Annotated in this window: 18 protein-coding genes; 7 read left to right on the forward strand and 11 right to left on the reverse strand. The window is 68.9% G+C overall.

All coding sequences use genetic code 11. From position 1 onward, the window contains the following. Positions 1-78: 78 nt before the first annotated feature. The 5 genes from ACH49X_RS01355 to ACH49X_RS01375 are packed head-to-tail and all read left to right on the forward strand — an operon-like array spanning position 79 to position 4699. Positions 79-984, forward strand: a complete 906-nt coding sequence (locus ACH49X_RS01355; protein ID WP_039798458.1) for an STAS domain-containing protein — start codon at positions 79-81, stop codon at positions 982-984. A 12-nt stretch (positions 985-996) separates the two neighbouring features. Next, entirely contained in the window at positions 997-1386 is a 390-nt protein-coding gene (locus ACH49X_RS01360) for an STAS domain-containing protein (RefSeq protein ID WP_039798459.1), read from the forward strand. After that, the gene (locus tag ACH49X_RS01365) at positions 1376-1789 is read left to right on the forward strand and encodes an ATP-binding protein (protein WP_051020806.1); all 414 of its coding nucleotides are present in this window, start codon (positions 1376-1378) and stop codon (positions 1787-1789) included. The genes ACH49X_RS01360 and ACH49X_RS01365 overlap by 11 nt, the downstream gene beginning before the upstream one ends. Further along, positions 1782-2417: a SpoIIE family protein phosphatase gene (locus ACH49X_RS01370; protein WP_195080079.1), complete on the forward strand. Its 636-nt coding sequence runs from the start codon at positions 1782-1784 to the stop codon at positions 2415-2417. Before ACH49X_RS01365 ends, ACH49X_RS01370 begins: the two co-directional genes overlap by 8 nt. Beyond that, the gene (locus ACH49X_RS01375; RefSeq protein ID WP_357207230.1) at positions 2414-4699 is read left to right on the forward strand and encodes a SpoIIE family protein phosphatase; all 2286 of its coding nucleotides are present in this window, start codon (positions 2414-2416) and stop codon (positions 4697-4699) included. Before ACH49X_RS01370 ends, ACH49X_RS01375 begins: the two co-directional genes overlap by 4 nt. Here the strand turns inward: ACH49X_RS01375 and ACH49X_RS01380 are convergent. Then, positions 4650-5708, reverse strand: coding sequence for a DUF4185 domain-containing protein (locus tag ACH49X_RS01380; RefSeq protein WP_195080081.1), 1059 nt, complete (start codon positions 5706-5708; stop codon positions 4650-4652). The two genes, ACH49X_RS01375 and ACH49X_RS01380, sit on opposite strands and share 50 nt — an antisense overlap. A 488-nt stretch (positions 5709-6196) precedes the next feature. Here ACH49X_RS01380 and ACH49X_RS01385 point away from each other — a divergent pair, with 488 nt between their 5' ends. Next, entirely contained in the window at positions 6197-7399 is a 1203-nt protein-coding gene (locus ACH49X_RS01385; protein WP_195080082.1) for an AI-2E family transporter, read from the forward strand. A 32-nt stretch (positions 7400-7431) separates the two neighbouring features. On the opposite strand, the gene ACH49X_RS01390 is transcribed toward ACH49X_RS01385, so the two are convergent. From ACH49X_RS01390 to ACH49X_RS01420, 7 genes are all read right to left on the reverse strand, one after another. Next, positions 7432-8439 (reverse strand): DNA topoisomerase IB, encoded by a 1008-nt coding sequence (locus tag ACH49X_RS01390; protein WP_357207228.1) that lies wholly within the window; start codon positions 8437-8439, stop codon positions 7432-7434. Positions 8440-8552: 113 nt separating this feature from the next. Next, positions 8553-9263 carry a hypothetical protein gene (locus ACH49X_RS01395; RefSeq protein WP_357207227.1) on the reverse strand — a complete coding sequence of 237 codons (711 nt, stop codon included), beginning with the start codon at positions 9261-9263 and terminating at the stop codon, positions 8553-8555. Positions 9264-9268: 5 nt separating this feature from the next. After that, positions 9269-9646 (reverse strand): PepSY domain-containing protein, encoded by a 378-nt coding sequence (locus ACH49X_RS01400; protein WP_195080085.1) that lies wholly within the window; start codon positions 9644-9646, stop codon positions 9269-9271. 317 nt (positions 9647-9963) lie between these two features. Further along, complete coding sequence (locus ACH49X_RS01405; protein WP_195080086.1) at positions 9964-10122, reverse strand: hypothetical protein; 159 nt, start codon at positions 10120-10122, stop codon at positions 9964-9966. Between the two features lie 84 nt (positions 10123-10206). Next, positions 10207-11268: a TIGR03617 family F420-dependent LLM class oxidoreductase gene (locus tag ACH49X_RS01410; protein WP_357207225.1), complete on the reverse strand. Its 1062-nt coding sequence runs from the start codon at positions 11266-11268 to the stop codon at positions 10207-10209. A 171-nt stretch (positions 11269-11439) separates the two neighbouring features. Then, on the reverse strand, positions 11440-11985 hold the full coding sequence (locus ACH49X_RS01415; RefSeq protein WP_195080088.1) for a hypothetical protein: 546 nt from the start codon (positions 11983-11985) through the stop codon (positions 11440-11442). A gap of 156 nt (positions 11986-12141) precedes the next feature. After that, positions 12142-13470: an APC family permease gene (locus tag ACH49X_RS01420; protein WP_357207223.1), complete on the reverse strand. Its 1329-nt coding sequence runs from the start codon at positions 13468-13470 to the stop codon at positions 12142-12144. Between the two features lie 195 nt (positions 13471-13665). Between ACH49X_RS01420 and ACH49X_RS01425 the strand changes: the two genes are divergently transcribed. Further along, the gene (locus ACH49X_RS01425; protein ID WP_323123994.1) at positions 13666-14331 is read left to right on the forward strand and encodes a PAS and ANTAR domain-containing protein; all 666 of its coding nucleotides are present in this window, start codon (positions 13666-13668) and stop codon (positions 14329-14331) included. A gap of 355 nt (positions 14332-14686) precedes the next feature. Here the strand turns inward: ACH49X_RS01425 and ACH49X_RS01430 are convergent, their stop codons facing one another. The 3 genes from ACH49X_RS01430 to ACH49X_RS01440 all read right to left on the reverse strand — a co-directional run bounded on the left by ACH49X_RS01430 (position 14687) and on the right by ACH49X_RS01440 (position 17872). After that, on the reverse strand, positions 14687-15595 hold the full coding sequence (locus ACH49X_RS01430) for an oxygenase MpaB family protein (protein WP_195080091.1): 909 nt from the start codon (positions 15593-15595) through the stop codon (positions 14687-14689). A gap of 317 nt (positions 15596-15912) precedes the next feature. Further along, entirely contained in the window at positions 15913-17163 is a 1251-nt protein-coding gene (locus ACH49X_RS01435) for a TetR/AcrR family transcriptional regulator (protein WP_195080092.1), read from the reverse strand. Positions 17164-17173: 10 nt separating this feature from the next. Next, positions 17174-17872: a hypothetical protein gene (locus tag ACH49X_RS01440; protein ID WP_195080093.1), complete on the reverse strand. Its 699-nt coding sequence runs from the start codon at positions 17870-17872 to the stop codon at positions 17174-17176. Positions 17873-17876 lie beyond the last annotated feature (4 nt).

Genomic DNA, 17876 nt, shown 5'->3' on the forward strand with positions numbered 1-17876 from the left:
TGGGGTATGACTAGGCTCGGAATCGGCACGCGCCGAACGCACAGATCCCGACTGAACCGTCGAAAGGGGCAGGAGTCCATGTCCGAGGTGTCCATGAGCCTTTCGGCGGATTCCCTGACCGCGGGACCGATCGACCAATTGCTTCCGCAACTCGTCGAGCATCTGCGCCAGAACCGCACCGCGCTGCGTGAGGAGTGGGCGCGCCGCATCGCCGACGCCCAGCTGCTCACCGCGATGACCCCGGAGGAGATCTTCTCCGAGGCCACCTCGATCTACGACGGCTACGTCGACGTGCTCGAGACCGGTAGCGTCGAAGCGCTGCAGGCCTACGCCCGCGACCTGTCCGAACGCATCATCCCGAGAGGCGTCGAGACCGACGAGGTCATCGGCATCGTGCTGTTGCTGCGCGACGTGCTCGCCCGCAGCCTCTTCGAGAAGTATCAGTCGGACTTCGAGCTGCTCAACAAGGTGCTCGACGCCTACGAACCGGCGGCCAACCGCATCGCCAACACCGTGACCGTGTCGTTCGTGCAGGAGCGCGAGCGCGTCATCCGCCAGCAGCAGGAAGCCATCCGCGAGCTGTCCACGCCGGTGCTGCAGGTGCGTGAGCAGCTGTTGATCCTGCCCATCATCGGCGTGCTCGACAGCCAGCGCGCCCGCCAGCTCACCGAGCAGCTGCTGCGCGCCATCCGGGCCAACCGCGCGAAGGTCGTCGTCATCGACATCACCGGTGTGCCGCAGATCGACTCCACCGTGGCCAACCACCTGGTGCAGACCGTCGACGCGTCGGGTCTGATGGGCGCGAACGTGATCATCACCGGTTTGTCCTCGGAGATCGCCCTCACCCTGGTCACCATCGGCTTGGATCTGTCGAAGATGAACGCGGTCGGCGATCTGCAGGGCGGTATCGAGGAAGCGGAACGACTGTTGGGCTACGAGGTTTCCCGCGTCACCGAACGGGTTACCGAACGCGACGGCCGCTGATCAGGCGCGCCCATGCCGGTTCCGATTCTCAAACAAGGGACGTATCTCATCGCCTCGGTGCAGTCCGCGCTGACCGATGCCGACACCGAGCGTCTGCAGGACGACCTGATGAAACAGGTCAGCAAATACCGGGCGCACGGCATCATCGTCGATGTCACCGCGATCGACGTGATGGATTCGTTCGCCGCGAGATCGTTGCGTACCATCGCGCACATGACGCAGCTGCGCGGCGCCGAAACGGTGATCGTCGGTCTGCAACCGGAAGTCGCGTTCGCCATGGTGCAGCTCGGTCTCACCTTCGAGGACATGCACACCGCCCTCGATCTGGAAGAGGGGCTCGCCTGGTTGGACCGCAAGATCCCAGCCCGTCGCCAGCGAGACGGTCGTGACAGTGGCCGCTGAGAACGTGGTGATCGCGGTCAGGGTGTCCGGGGACATCGTGACCGCACGTCAAGCCGGACGCGAACTGGCAGCGAAACTCGGATTCACCCTGACCGACCGCACGATGATCTCCACGGCGATCTCCGAGATCGCCCGCAACATCACCAGTTACGCGGGCAGCGGCGAGATCCGTCTGCTCGTCGACGACCGGGAGGGTCGTCAAGCCCTGGTGGTGCAGGCCGAGGATCAGGGGCCCGGCATCATCGATATCGCCAGGGCACTGGAGGACGGCTACTCCACCGGACGCGGGCTCGGGCTGGGTCTGCCCGGCGCCCGGCGGTTGATGGACCGGCTGACCGTGGATTCTGCGCCGGGTCGCGGCACGCTGGTGGAGATGTGGAAGTGGGTACCGAACGGTGCATGAGGACGGGTTCATCGGCCGGATCGAGTGGGCGGTGGCCGGACGCGCACTGCCCGGTCAACAGGTCTCCGGTGACCGCGGCGTCGTCCTCGACGCCGGTGGCGGCACCGTCCTGTTCGCGGTCCTCGACGGGCTCGGGCACGGCGCCGCCGCGGCGGACGCGGCCGATCGCGCCGCGCGGGTGCTGTCGGAGAACCGCGCCGAACCGCTGGACGTGCTGATGGTGCTGTGCCATCGGGCGATGGCCGACACCCGGGGGGCGGCGATCTCGCTGGCGCTGTTCGACGAAGGCGACACGGTGCGCTGGCTCGGCGTCGGCAATGTCGAATCCCAGGTGCTGACCGCGGGTCCGGCGGGCAGCCTGCGGGTGCACGCCACCGTCCTGCTGACCGCTGGCATCGTCGGTTACCGCCTTCCGGCCAACCTGCAGCCGCAGTCGGTCGCGGTCCGTCCCGGTGATCTGCTGCTGATGTCCACCGACGGCATCGTCACCGAATCGGCTTCCGCCATTGACCTTTCCAAGTCCACCGCCGACATCACCGCCGATATGCTGGCCCGGCACGCCAAGGACACCGACGACGCGCTCGTGCTCGCCGCGCGGCACCGTGGCGCGGGAGGGGCGGCCAGATGAGCGCCCTGCTGGCCGACTTCCTGGACGACTACGCCGATGCGCTACGGCGGCACATGGATTCGCCCACCCAGGCCGGTCTGGCCGAGGGATACGAGCTGGGCAGGCGCGCCCTGGTCGAAGGCATCAGCCTGCTCGACCTCACGGAGAACCACTTCCGCGTGGTCCAGGACGCGGAGGAACGGCAGCAGAAGGAGGCGGCAGCCGAGGGCGGCGAACCCGCGGCACGCCTGCCGGAGACGGCGCTGGAATTCCTGTTGCAGACGCTCGTCCCGCTGGACATCGCCACCCGAGGCTATCTCGACGGCACCCGCCGCTACGAGCAGCAGCGTTCCCGCGCCGACGATCTCGCCGGACGCGACGCGTTCCGCACCGCGCTGGTGGAGTCGCTGCAGGACGGCTTCTTCGTCGCCGACGCGCAGGGCACCATCATCGAGGTCAACACCGCTTTCGGCGCCTTGACCGGCTACGGAGCGGCGGGTGTCCCCTATCCGCTGCCGCATCCGTGGTCGAGTCCGGAGGGTCCGCGCTATCCCGATCTCGGTACCGAGGCACAGCGCTTCGTCATCCCGATCCGCCACCGCGACGGGCGCAACGTGTGGCTCGCGGTGAGCACCAGCGCCCTGATCAAGCCCGAGGGAAACGAGCGGATCTTCGTCGGAACCCTCCGCGACATCACCGCCGAACACGACGCGCAGGCGCGCGACCAGGCGGCCTCCCGGCTCGCCACCGCCGTCGGGGCGGCCACCAGCGTGGTCGAAGTGCTCGCCGTCGGTCTCGACGAGCTGCGCCGCACGGTGGGCGCGGAAACCGCGGTGGTTGCCGTGTGGCCCAGCCGCAACGCGGTGCCGGAGGTGTACGTCTCGGGCACCGGCGCCGACCGCACTTCGCACAACGGCGCCGCGTCGCTGGACGACGCCTCGCGCGCCCTGCTGGAGCGCGCCAGACGCAGGCCGCCGCGCAGCCTGCTGGCGCTTCCCGACGGAGCCGAGAGTTCCGAGGGCATCGTCGCTCCGCTCGGCGAGACCGGCGACGCGGCGGTGTGGTTGCGGTTCGCGGCGCCACGGGCGATCAGCGCCGCGGACTGGACGCTGTTCTCCTTGCTGATCGGTCACCTCAGCCTCGCCGTGCAACGGGCGCGCAACTTCGACCAGGCTCGCGCCACCTCGCTGACCCTGCAGCGCGCCATGCTCGGCCCGATCGATCTGCCGCCGCGTTTCTCGGTGCACTACGAGCCCGCGCTGCCGCCGCTGGAGATCGGCGGCGACTGGTACGACGTGGTGCCGCTGCGCGACGGCACCATCGGCGTGGTGGTCGGCGACTGCGTCGGCCGTGGGTTGTCGGCCGCGGTCGTGATGGGCCAGTTGCGGACCGCGGCCCGTGCGCTGCTGCTGCGCGGCGCGGGCCCGGCGCAGCTGCTCGCCGAACTCGACACCGTCGCCGCGCGCATCCCCGGCGCCATGTGCACCACCGTCTGCGCCGCCGTGCTCGACCCGGTGCGCGGTCTGGTGCGCTACAGCAGCGCCGGGCACATGCCGCCGATCCTGGCCGACGTCGCCAGGACCGGCCGGCTACTGGAAGGCGGGCGCTCGGTGCCGCTGGCGACCTTCGATACGCCGCGCCGACCGGAGGCCACCACGGCGCTGACACCGGGCTCGACCTTGGTGCTGTTCACCGACGGTCTGGTCGAGCAGCGCGGCGTCGACATCGACGACGGGTTCGCCAAGATCGCCGCGGTGCTCGCCGACACCTCGGGGCGGCTGCCGCGCGAAGTGGCCGACGCGGTGCTGTCGCGCCTGCGGCCGTCCGCCGGCTACGACGACGACGTCGCCATGGTGGTCTACCGCCAGCCGCCCGCGCCGCTGCGGCTGGACGTGCCCGCGCGCGCGGACGAACTCGCGGTGCTGCGCCGCACGCTCAAGGGCTGGCTGGCCGCCGCGGCGGTGCCGCACGACCTGGCCGCCGATCTGGTCGCCGCGGCCAACGAGGCGTGCAGCAACAGCATCGAGCACGCCTACCGCAACGACGACAACGGGCGGGTGCGGATGTCCGCCACCTGCGATATCGACACCGTCGTCATCGTGGTCACCGACACCGGCGACTGGAAGCCGCGGGCCTCCGATCCCGGGTATCGCGGCCGCGGTATCGACATGATGCGCGCGCTGACCGAGGAACTCGACATCGACCACTCGGAATCGGGCACGACCGTGCGGATGTCGGTGACCCTGCCCGCGATCACCTTCCCCGTCGCCAATCCGTTGCGCGGAACGAACCGCCGCGTCTGACCACTCGCCCTGCGGTGATCGCAGCGGCGGGCCGGACTCCGTAGATCCGGTACTGCATGCCCCGATAGGGATTCCCCGATTCCGCCCATTCGCTGACGATCATGCAGAACGCGCCGTCGAACCTGCTGTCGGGGTGGACATAACACCCGTACAGGCGCGGCACGATATCCGGACCACCCGGCGCCCAGAACGACCCTTTCACCGGCCGATAGGTCCAGGCTGTGCGCCAGTTGTCGGTGATTCTCGCGGCGACCTTCACGAAAGCTCCGTAGGCCCCGGCATCGAACCCCGACATCACCCAATTGCCCTGGATGCGGCGCAATCCGATCTCGCCGAGCTTCGTGCCGTCGGCCAGGATGCCGAAGCGCGGATCGCCGCCGGGATCGCGGCCCCAGCCCCAGTCCTGCCCGTTCCAGCCCCATCCTTGCCAGGCCGCCGGGTCGACGAGCGCGGCATGGCTCTCGCGTACCCGCCACAGCAGCATGTTCTTGTTCCTGGCCAGCCCGCCGGTGGAGATGACGTAGACGTAGCCGTCGCCACCGCGTTCCCAGGAGATCATCGTGCGTTTTCCGCCGTAGGCGCTGGTCGACCACCGGACGCCGGTGTCGGTCCAGCTGTCGCCGTTGTCGTCGGAATAGCGGATCTCGCACCATCGCTCGTTCGCCAAGCCTTGGGTGACCATCACCCACAGATAGATCCGGCCGCCGATCGTGAGGGCGTCGCAGGGCAGCACCGTGGAGTACTCCGGATTGTCGTGCACGTAGTCCCATAGTTGCCGGGCGTTCCGCGCCGCCGACCGGAATTCGATCGGTGCGGACATGTCGTGGGTGCCGCTGCGCAACAGCATCGGCGCACGCCAGTTGGGCCCGCCCACCGCGGGTTCGGTGCCGGAGAAGGTATCGCCGAGCAGGTATCCGATCTCACCGCTCGGCATGCGGAAGGGAATGAACAGATCCGAGCCGCCGATGTCGGCCATCGGAAGGGGGTTCAGGTTCTTGATCTTGGGCATCGCCGGATCCCGTCGATTCTGGAGCGTCGCTGATAGATCGGCTCGTGAGGATCACCGCGAGGTGTGCACGGGCTACTTCACCAGTATCGGCCGAAGATGGCTGCGACGTTGCTGAATCCGAAGGACGAGGAGATCCGAGAATGCGGAAACCGACTGCGCAGCTTGTGTTTCGGCAGCTCGATTCCGTCCCTGGCCGCAAGACACCGGCATCCGGCGCGGATTTCGCGGGTCGCTTCGGATGTGCAGGGTGTTCGCCGGTGTTGGGAACGCGTGGATCAGCCTTACCGATCGAGCGAGTCGATAGCACCGGGACGCGGCCTCCGACGACGTGCGCACGCACCGACGCCGCCGTCCGAGTCCGCGTCCGAAGCGGCATCTCGGCTCGGCGGCAGGGTAGCCCGCCCCTGGTCCGGGTTTGGGCGGCCGAGCAGCGGGTAAGCCGCGCACTGCCATACCGGACCAGCTCACCCACCGATCGGACCGAACGCATGTCCGAAAGAGACACCGCCGGCGCGCGACAGCCCGCCCGTGATGCCGCGGACGCCGGACACAGCGGCGACATCGCCCAACCCCATGGCACCGACGAAGCCGGTCCGATCATCTCCGCCGAGGCCGAAGCCGCCCGTGCGCGCAGTGCGGAATTCCCCTTGGGCCGACCGGGACGCCCCTTCGATCGGCGCTCGCCGTTCATGGTCGGGATGACCGGAGCCGCCGGCGTCGCGGTGACCTACGCCGCCATTCGCACCGTGCTCGCCGCAGGCCAGACACTGATCCTGATCGTGGTGGCGTTGTTCCTGGCCATCGGCATGGAGCCGCTGGTGTCCCGGCTGGTGCGGCCCCGGTTCCCGCGCTGGGCCGCGGTGACGACCGTCTACCTGGTCGGGCTCGGCCTGTTCGCCGGATTCCTCGCCGCGGCGATACCACCGTTGCTCACGCAGGGTGAAGCGCTCGCGCACAACGCCCCCGACTACGTCACGCATCTCGCCGACCGCTATCCCTACATCGGCAGCCTCGACCAGCGCTTCCACCTGCAAGACCGGCTGCGGCACACGCTCGAATCGGATTCATCCGGGTTGACCACCGGGGTACTGGACGCCGGGCGCGCGGTGTTCTCCATCGTCAGCAGCACGGTCATCGTCGCGGTGCTGACCGCCTACTTCATGGCGAACTTCACCCGGGTGCGCGCTTCGGTCTACCGGCTCTTCCCCCGCTCCCGGCGCCCGCGCGCGATCCTGATCGGCGACGAGATCTTCGCCAAGGTCGGCGGCTACATTCTGGGCAACCTGGTCATCTCGCTGATCACCGCCGTGCTGACCGGCATCTGGCTGCTCTTCTTCGACGTGCCCTACCCGCTGCTGCTGGCCGTGCTGGTGGCCGTCCTCGACCTGATCCCGATCGTCGGTTCGACGCTGGCCGGGGTGATCGTCGCGCTGGTCGCGTTGACCGTCTCCCTGCCGGTCGCGATCGCGACCGTCGTGTTCTTCATCGCGTTGCGCTTGGTCGAGGACTACGTGCTGGTGCCGCGCATCATCGGCCGCGCGGTGCACGTGCCCGCGCTGGTGACCGTGGTGGCGGTGCTGCTCGGTGGCGCGCTGCTGGGAATCATCGGGGCTTTGCTGGCCATTCCCGTCGCCGCGGCCGTTCTGCTGATCCTGCGCGAGACCGTGCTGCCCTCGCTCGACGAGCGGTGATGAGGACCGGTTCGTACCCCGACGCGCAGGTATCACCTTGTCCGGCGAAGCATGCGGATGACCGCGCTGTCGATAACCGCCCGCTCCGCGTCCGGGGATCCGGCCCGGCGCGCGCGGCGCAGCGCCGCGGCGACCGTCGTGCCGTTCTCGAAGGCGGTGACCACCCGCGGATCGACGTAGGACGCCTGGGCCACGGCAGGGGTGTTGCCGAGCGCGGCGGCGACCTCGTCCATGACCTCCCGCACCGCACGCCTGCGCGCCCGGTGGTTCGACGGCCGTTCGATCGCCGCGAACGTGGCCGCGGCGAGGACGGTCGCCTGCCAGGTACGCAGGTCTTTGACGCTGCACTCGCAGGCGGCCAACTCCTGGAAGCGGGCGTTGATGTCGTCGGCGCGCAGTTCGCCGTAGCGGTCGCCGTCCCGGTACACCAAGAGCCGGTCGGAGTCCGCCCTGCTGCGCAGCAGGGATCGAACGGCCTTGGCAAGCAGTGGGTCTCGCACGCTCACTCGTCGCCGGATGCCGCCCTTGGCGACGTAGTCGAAACGCATCTGCTCCCCTGACACCCGGACCTGCTCGCGCAGCAGCGTCGCGACTCCACGGGTGCCGTTCTCCTCCGCGTACTCCTCGCCCCCGACCCGGAACACCCCGCGATCCACCAGATCGATGGCCACCGCCTCCACTCGCCGCCGCGTCAGCCCGCGCAGGGTGAGGTCCTCCCCGACCTGCGCGCGGACCTGCGGCAGACGCGCGGCCAGCGCCAGGACCCGGTCGAACTTCTCCTCGTCGCGCTCCTTGCGCCACTGCTCGTGATAGAGGTACTGGCGCCGACCCGCGGCATCGATGCCGACGGCTTGGATGTGACCGTTCACGTGCGGGCAGATCCACACCTTCCGCCAAGCCGGCGGAATCGCCAACCCGCGAACGCGTTCCAGCGTCGCGTCGTCCACGGGTTCGCCGTCCACCGTGCGATACCCGAATCCGCGTCCGCGCCGGACGCGTTGCAGTCCGCCGTCGTACGGTCGGCTACGGCGCAATCGCATGCTCACATCAGATAGCTGCCCTGTCCTGGGCGGACGAAACAGTGCCAGGCGCCAGGTCCCGGCAGGACGACCTGGCGCGGCACGTGTCGGGTGCCGATCCGTCCGGCCGGAGCCTACGGGGCCGGCGGGACGAAAGGCTGATTGACCGTGGTGAAGTACTGCACCAGGGCGGCGACGGCGATCGGCGCGGTGACGAAGAGCTGACCGGCGAGTGTGCCCAGAGCGCCGACGGCCAGGATGCCGCCCAGACAGCCGACGGCGGCGGCCGGGATGAACGGGCCGAACATGCCGACGATCGTCGCGGCCGCGACGGTCGCGCCCGCGATGCCGCCGAGCACGCAGCCGACCAGGCCGCCGCCGAGACCACCCGCCACGGTGCCGATCGCGGCGCCCGTGGCGATGGTGTCCTTCAGCCGGGTGAACGCCGCGACCTCACGCTCGTACGGGGTCCGCCAGCGCGCCGAGTCCTCGAAGGGAAGGGCGACCGGGCGGTACTGCGCGTGCTCGACGTCGAACAACGGTGTCAGCGTGGCGGTCCGGTCGCCGATGTCGGCCGCGATCGGGAAAACGAAGTCGTCGACGCGGAATTCCAGCGGCGTGCCCGCGAGGACGGTGCCGTCGTCGGCCGCGACCACGAACACCCCGTTCTCGGCCCGCAACGAGCCCGAGTCGATTCGGACGACCACGCTCTCGGCCGAGGTGGTGGCGGTGTAGTTGACCACCTGCCCACCGGCTTCCCCCGGTACGGCGACGGCGTTTCCGGCCGAGCCGCAGGCAAGGGCGACGGTGAGGGTGGATATCGTGGCGATCTTGCGCAGAACCATGTCCGTCAGTCCTGCTTCACCGTGCCCAGTACGGCCCCGCTGTTCGCGTCGACCGTCACCTCGTGCTCGATGCCGTCGGGCGTCCTGAGTTCGACCTCCCACACCGCCGTCGCCCCCTCCGCGTCGAGTTCCGCGGAGACCACGGTGCCGCCGGGCAGGGCTTCGCGCGCCTTGTTCACGGCTTGCTCCCTGCTGATCGTGGGCGCCGCGGTGAGCGCCCACTCGTGGTCGGAGAGGTACGCGGCGACGGCGTGCCGGTCGGGCGAGTGCGAACCGGTGGCGGCGTACAGCGCCACGGGCCCGCCGACGAGCAGCCCGGCGACCACGGCCGCCGTGAGCAGCGCGCGCCGACCGCGGAATGCACGGCCAACAGTGGACTTCATGGTGAAACCTCCTGCCAGAGTGGTGATCTCGAAGACGAAGATCACCTTCGCAGGAGCCGGCTTAAGGCAGCCTGAAGTGACCTGAAAATCATTTCAGGAACGCGTTTCCCTGTCATCGCCGGGCCTGCGGCGTTAAGGTCGGTCACGGGTCGGGGTTTCCGGGGGTTTTCGCATTCGTCTCCGTCGGTGAGTCCCGACGCTGCCCGCGCCGGCTGTGCCCGCTGCTCAGCCGTCGCCGAGGCGCGAGGGTGGGTGCGCTCGATCCCCTCCGAAAGCACCCACCTTCCCGAACCGCCGCGCCGACCGGCCCGGTGCGCTCATTCGGCGACGAATTCCGCCTCGCGTTCCACCGCCTCGGCTCGGTATTGCGCGGTTTCTGCTGGGTGCCCGCGCCAATGCGGTGTCGAATCGGCCGTGGTGCGGCCGACCGAGCCGCCGAAGTCCTCGTAGCCGCGGGCATGGGGTGGAACAGGCATTGGTGCGGTCAAGGCGACGTCGCCCGGGTCACCATTCTTTCGCGCACCGTGCGCCCAACGGATGACCCGGCTCATCTGTTGTTGCTACCTTCGCTGTCGGCTCTGGGCCGCGCCGACCGGCGCACGCGCCTCGGCTGTGCTCCCATGCAACGCGGCGACCAAGTCGGCGACGTCCGCCGCATCCGGTGTGTACCCGGGGAAGTAACAGCACACCTCATCGATTCCCGCGCCGAAGCGGGTCCGGATCTGCGCGGCGCATTCTTCCGGCGTGCCCGCCACCCCGATCGTGCGCACCATCTCGTCGGTGACCGATGCGGGCATCTCGCCGAAACCGCCGGTCTTGGACAGCGCGTTGAGCTTCGGGTGCAGCGCCGCCCATCCCTCGACTTCGAGGACGGGACGATACGCGGGCGTGGACCCGTAGAAGGCGATCAACGAGCCCACCCCGCCCATCGCGGCGGCCAGCCTTTGCTCGGTGCGCCCCATCGCGACCATGACCTGGGCGATCACCGGGAACTCCGCCGCGCTCCGCCCGGCCCGGCGCAGGCCCTCGGCGACGGCGGGCAGCGTGCGCTCGGTGAAGTGACGCTCGCTGTTGAACGGCATCACCAGCAGTCCGTCGGCGACCTGCGCGGCCTTGCGGGTCATCACCGGTCCGAGCGCGCCCATCAGCACCGGCGGCGGCCCGAACGGGTTCGGTCCCGGATCGAAGGTGGGCGGCATCAGGGTGTGCGTGTAGTACTTGCCGCGAAAGTTCAACGGCCCCTGACCCTCCCACGCGGCAAGGATCGCCTTCACCGCCGCCACGCTCTCCGCGGTGCGCTCCGCGGGCTCGCCCCAACTGCTGCCGTAGCGCTTCTCGATATGGGCGCGGATCTGCGAGCCCAGCCCGAGCCGGAAGCGCCCCTCGCTGTAGACCCGCAGATCGTAGGCCGCGTGCGCCAGATGCATCGGGCTGCGCGGCCCGGCGATCGCCACATTCGTCATCAGTTCCATGGACGTCGCACCGGCCGCGACGACGAGCGGGAAGAACACGTCGTGCGGCCCCTCGAAGGTGAACAGGCCGTCGGCCCCCGTCTCCGCCGACGCGCGCGCCTCGGCCGCGACCTGTCGTGGCGCTCCCGTGACCTGCAAATGGACCTTCACTTCGACCTCCGTCGGTCATCGGTGCGCCACGTCCTCCGCGACACGACGACCCCATGGTATGGACAGCACTCCGTGCATGTGTCCAGTCCGCCGGAATCGCCCTCGGCAGCGATGCGCCGCAGGGTGATCGACGGCAGCACCGATGGGCGGCGGAAATCGTCACGGATGACGTCAGGCGCCCGAGCGGGATCTCTCACGCACGGTGACGACGACCACGAGGTCGCCATAGGGAGCCGCGCCCATGGCCAGCCGGTGGCTTAGGTGCGCCAAGCCGAGCCATCGTCCGTATTTGGTCAGCATGCCGGTTCGCACATGGTCCATCAGCGGCCCCGTGCGAACCAGTTCGGCCGTGCCCTGATGCTGCCGAGACCCCAGGGCCGGCTCCCCTCGCCAGTCTCCGGCCTGCACGATGACCCGGTGCTCGCGGGCCAAGTGCCGAGCCTCGCGCGAGTGCGACGAGATCCGAATGGCCAGACGCCCGCGGTCGAGCGGTAACACCAAGTGCGGGACGGTATTCCAGCGCCCCGTCGCCTCCGGCCGCGGGTAGGTCACCCGCACCGTTTTCGCATCCCACCACAGCATCCCCGGATGCCATTCGCTGGGCCGATCCGGCACGTCGAGGACGCGATGCGCCGCCTGGGGTCGGCTGTGCCGCCGCGGGGTGTAGCCGTGGAGTCTTCGACCGAGCGAGGAGCCGCCGTGCACGGGATATGCCATCGCGTGGAACCTCCGGGAAAGGGGTGGATTGCGGGATGTCGATCCGATCTGGCGTACTGCGATCGGCGCCGGGACGCTGTCGCAGATTCCGTGTACCACCAGGCTCGACCCGGTGCAACGACATCGTCGTGTCGTCGCGCGATGGAAAGCGAATCGTCACGCGCCGCGCCGGGCCGCGAAGGCGCCGCGACCGGCGGCGGCGGACCGGCGGGCACGGATCGCGTTCACGACGGCGAACAGCACTCCGATGCCGACGAGGAGGCAACCCCGCAACCACACCTCCCCGTCGATCCGGGTGAACAGGAACAGGCAGGAAATCAGACCGAGCAACGGCACGACGAGCGGCACGCGAAAATGCTCGGCCCCGTCGGGATCGCGCCGCAGGAGCAACACCGAGATGTTGACCGCCGTGAAAACGACCAGCAGCAACAACACCAACGTCTCGGCGAGAGAGGCCACCTCCCCGGTCAGCGCGAGCGCCAGCGACGCCGCCGCTGTCACCGCGATCGCCACCCACGGCGTCCTGCGGCCCGGCAGGATCCGGCCCAGCGCCCGCGGCAGCAGCCCCTCGCGCGCCATGCCATAGGCCAGCCGCGAGGACATGATGCCGGTCAGCAGCGCCCCGTTCGCGACGGCCACCAGGGCGACCACGGCGAACAGCTCGTCCGGAACGCCACCGGCCACGCGCACCACCTCCAGCAGCGGACCGCTGGAATTCGCCAGCCGGTCGGTGGGGACCACCGCACCGGCCGCGAACCCGATCAGCAGGTACACGCCACCGGCGGTGAGCAGCGCCCCGAAGAGCGCACGCGGATAGGACCGGCGCGGGTCGGCGACCTCCTCCGCCAGATTCACCGAGGTCTCGAACCCGACGAAGGAGTAGAAGGCCAGCACCGCGCCCGCGAGGGTCGCGCCGACCACGCCGTGCTCCGCGGTCCCCACCTCGGCGAGCCGGGCCGGTTCGGCGTCGCCCCGGACGACCACCCACGCACCAAGCCCGATCACCAGGACCAGCCCGCCGAGTTCGACCAGGGTCGCGGCCACGTTGGCGCCGAGCGACTCCTTGATGCCGTACACGTTGAGCAACGCCAACGCGCCGAGGAACACCACCACGACCAGCGCGGTCGGCAGCGTCACCAGGGCGCGCAGGTAGTCCGGGGCGAACGCCCTGCTCAGCGCGGCCACCGACACGACGCCGGCCGCCAGCATGCAGAAGCCCACGAGCGATCCAGCGGCCGGCCCGAGCGCGCGGCCCGCGTAGTGCGCCGACCCGCCCGCTCTGGGGTACTTCGTCGCCAGCTCGGCGTAGGAGCCCGCGGTGAGGCAGGCCAGGGTCAGCGCCACCAGCAGCGGCAACCAGATCGCACCGCCGGATTCCCGCGCGATGTTCCCGACCAGCACGTAGACGCCCGCGCCCAGGATGTCACCGAGGATGAAGAAGTACAGCAGGGGCGTGCTGACCGCCCGTCGCAAAGTATCCGCCACAGGGCGGCGGATACCCGCGTCATCGAGGCTGAAGCCCGCGCCGGACACGACCGCGTCACACCCTTGCGAACTCGTCGCCGAGCGAGAGTTCCCGCGGCTGCGACCGCCTCCCTCGCGCGTCGCGCCAGTCTTCGTGAGGCGGTTCACGCCAGGTGGGGGCGCATACCGGCGACACGGCGGGGAATGCAGAACCGAGTGATAGACAACGCTCCATCCGGGGCCGCGCCCACGGTCCCGGTCTCCAAAAGAACGGGAAGTTTCCAGTTCTGGTTCGCCGATCAACGCTGGGAATGGTCGGACGAGGTCGCGGCTTTGCACGGGTACGCGCCGGGCGATGTGACGCCGACTACGGAATTGCTCCTGGCACACAAACATCCGGACGACCGGGCCGAGGTCGCCGACACCTTGGCGATGGCGGTGCGGACCGGCCTGCCGTTCAGCGGCCGCCACCGCATCGTCGATGCCGCGGGCGTCATGCACCATGTGCTGGTCGTCGGCGATCAGATGCGCGACGCCACCGGCGCGGTGGTCGGCACGACGGGGTACTACATCGACGTCACCGACACCGTCGACGAGCAGCGCCAGGAGATCATCGACGCCACGCTGCCGGAAATGGTCGCCGCCCGCGAAGTGATCGAGCAGGCGAAGGGCGCCTTGATGCTGGTGTACGGGATTTCGGCCGATCAGGCGTTCCGAGTGCTCATCTGGCGGTCGCAGGAGACGAACCGGAAACTGCGCGTGCTGGCCGAGGAGCTGGTGGCCGCGCTGCTCGATTTCGGCGGTGCGGATGTGCAGACCCGCACCCGCTTCGACCACTTGCTGCTCACCGCGCACGAGCGCCCCGCCTCGGGCCCCCGATGACCCGAACGCGTCCGATCCGGACGGCTCGGCCGGATCTCGCCGGAAACGAGGCGGCGTATATCGACTGGTTCCTCACCGCGGGAACCTCGAGGCGCGGTGCGCCGGGTGCGGGCACTGCGTCCCACTGGACGCGCCGAAAGAACCGGTGTCGTTGCTCGGCGACTTTCTCGCCGACGACCGCACGGCCGCGTTCCAGCCGGAGTGACGGAAATGGGCACACGAACCAACCGAGCCCCGGACCGGTCTGCATCGGTTCGGGGCTCGCTCGGGGGTATTCGCGCCTATTCACCGATCGCTCGGTAGTTTGACCAGACAAATGTACCGGCTCACCCGCGGTATCACCAAACCCGGGTTCTCATATGAGGTTCTTCTGCTTGCGGATTCGCCGGCGCAGATCGGACATCAGCGCATGCGACCCGCCGTGCCGGACGAAGCGCGGAATGAACCGGTTGACGAAGGAAACGAAAACGAACAGGTTCTCGAAACGCCGCTGGTCGGCGGCGGTCCACTCCACCCGGAGCTGTTCTCGGAAAATCGGCGCCAAGAATCCGATGGTGAGGAATCGCAGCAGGTTCCGGAAAGGCAGCCGCAGATACCAGTGGATCATCCGCAGATTCAGCAGGCTCTCGAGGTAACCGCGGACGTAGTCGTCCAGCACGACCTGCTCGCACGCGGTGTTCCAATACTCGTCGAATTCCGCGCGGGTGGCGGGCCACATATCCTCGGTGACCTGCAAGGTGGTGCCGAGGGTCGAGGACGAGGCGTAGAAGGCTTCGGCCTGCTCGTCGTTCATTCTCCCGTGCAGCAGCTGGTAGGTGTCCTCGAAGCCGATGTAAAGGCAAGCGGCGACCCACAGTTGGAGGTTGCGGTCGAAGGCGTTGTACTTCACGGCGGCTCCTGGCGCCGAATGCACCTGCCGATGGGCCACATTCACCGCTTCGCGATATGCCGCGCGCTCTTCGTCGGTGCCGAGGATGGCGACCGCGAGATATTGCGTCGTCGTGCGCGCCCGTTTCCACGGGTGCTTCATCAGCGATCCGGATTCCACCTTGCTTTCGGCCACGCCGTAGCCGACGCCGGGCCGGGCCATCTGCATGACGACGTTCGCCGCGGCGCCGGCGAAGGACCAGAAATCCAGCGCGTCGGTGAGTTTGATCGGCCGCTTGGTGTACGGCCGATGCGTGACGCTGATACCGATGCGGGTGCGATCCTTCGTCAGCGGCCCACTGTGATCGCGCTCGGAGTGAGGAGCGACTGCGGTCATCGGGATGTCCTTCCATCTGCGTTCACACGTCGCGTGACCAGGCGAGACGGCCGCGCCGACGTCGACACGACGCCGCCGGACACCAGCCAGGCTCGGCGCGTTCCCCTGTCGGCCGTTGCTCCGCGAGAACATCGGCGCGCATCGGACTCTCCGTGTCCGATGCCCTGGAGCGGCCGATCTCCAGTATGTTACTGATCATTCTAGACTCAAATCTAGGAGCGACGCAATGTAAAAGGACTTTACGTGTATGTTTAGCGTCTTATGCACTGATATGTGTCTCCCGATTCCTTACGGACGTCGATCATCGTGCCGGAGCGTTATTTCCGCACACCGGGTGGCTGTATCGCCGTATCGAACAGGGTGACCTGCATCAGTCGCGCCACGGCGTCCTCCGGACAGCCGCGGCTGCCGTCCCCCAGCGCCCTGCCGAGGTCGACGACCAGACCGAAGGCGGCGTGCACGAGAATGCGCGCTTGCGCTTCGGACAGCTCGGGACGGACGGCGACCAGCAATCTGCCCCATTCCGCCACCGACAGACGCTGGATGTTGCGCAACACGACCCGGTCCTCGGCCGGGACATGCGAGAACTCCGTGTAGTAGACGAACGTCAGCTCCCGCTCGGCGAAGGAGCCCGCGACGTAGAGCGTGATCAATTCGGTCAGCGCCTCGAAGGGAGTGGCCGAGGACGCGATGGCTGGGCCGATGGCGTCGGCCACCCGGTCGGCGGCGCGCCGGAAAGCGGCGGTCAACAGGTCGCTCTTGCTGCGGTAGTAGCGGTAGACCGCGGACGCGGCGGTCAGGTCCGCCGCGGCGGCGATGTCCTCGACGCTGACGTTCGGATATCCGCGCTCATGGAACAGTTGCACGGCTTTCACCAGCAACAATTGATGCTTGAAAGGCGTCGGCGGGTCCGTCGGCCGCGGCTCGGTGGAGACCTCGGCGAAGGCGGGCAGCGCGGCATGCACTGCCGTCCAGCAAGCGGAGGCCAGCAGGGCCGAGAGGGATTTCGTGGGAAGGGCGGCGTGGTGATCACCGATGCTGCTGACGATGCTGAGTATCGCCACCGCGCGGACGAATTCGTCACGCTTGCTCAGCCCCGGGCGCACCGCACCGATCAGCCGGCGCAGCGCGGCGATCGAGGTCGCGAACTGATCGGTGAGGGTCTTGCCGTCCTCGTCGTCCAGATAGCGGCCTTCCCAGCGCGCCAGGGTCACCGTGGGACGATTGGTGACGGCCTGGGCGATCAGGGCATCGATGACGTATCGCAATCGAGCCTCGGCACTCCAGCTCTCGGCCTGCGCGGGAAGTATCACCGCGTCCACGGTCACCTGGCCCAAGCGCAACAGCTCCGCGCGGAACAGCGAATACTTGCTGGGATAGTGGCGATACAGCGCCGCGGAGCTGATCCCGACCTTCGCCGCGATCTCCTCCATGCTCACGCCGTGATAGCCGAGGGCGCCGAACGCGGCCGCGGACGTGGCCGCGATCTGCGCCCGCCGGTTGCGCGGGCGCCGGCGCACCACCCGTTCCGGACCGGGCTCGGCCGATCCGGATCTGGCGCTCTTCACGACACCCGCGTCAGGGTTGGGTGGGTAACGCCAACGGCGAGTTGACCTTGTTCACCAGCCACCGGTCCCCCACCTTCTCCAAGCGCATCACCATCGACAACTGACCCGGCGCAGGCTTGCCCTTGGTGCCCAGACTGGTGATGGTCTGGCCGATGACCACGATCGCTTCGGCGGAGTGCTCGTCACCGGCGCGAATCGCGCACTGCACATCGCGGGTGGCCGAGGTGACCTGGCCTTCGCCGAGTACCGTACGCAGTTCCGTGCTGGTGGATTCGAACTGCTTCTTCCAGTCACCGGTGGCGCCGTCGCTGACCGCGGCGAAGTAGGGGTCGAGATTCTTCGAGTCGTAGTTGGCCAGGATGGGCGCGTAGCGGCAGGCCGCTGCGCGGGCGTCCTCCTGCGCGGCCAGCAGATTCTCGCTGTTGCGGCTCTGGACGTACCAGTAACCGGCCGAGGCCACCGACACACCCACGAGGACGGCCGCCGCCGAGCGCACCACGATCGGACCGGGACGCCGGATGGGCAGACGGCGCAACCTGCGCCACCGGCCACCGGAGTCCGCCGCGCCCCGCTCGGCGGGATCCGTGCCGCCGTCCGCGGCCTGCGTCGTGGCACCGACGCCGGCTTTTTCCGGCGCGACGACCTTCTCGTCCAGTTGCGCTGCGGGCGACTCGGTTTCGGCGACGTGGTCGACGTCTTCACTCTTCATCGGA

It is taken from the genome of Nocardia sp. NPDC019323 (assembly GCF_044389845.1).
Taxonomy (GTDB): Bacteria; Actinomycetota; Actinomycetes; order Mycobacteriales; family Mycobacteriaceae; genus Nocardia; species Nocardia implantans.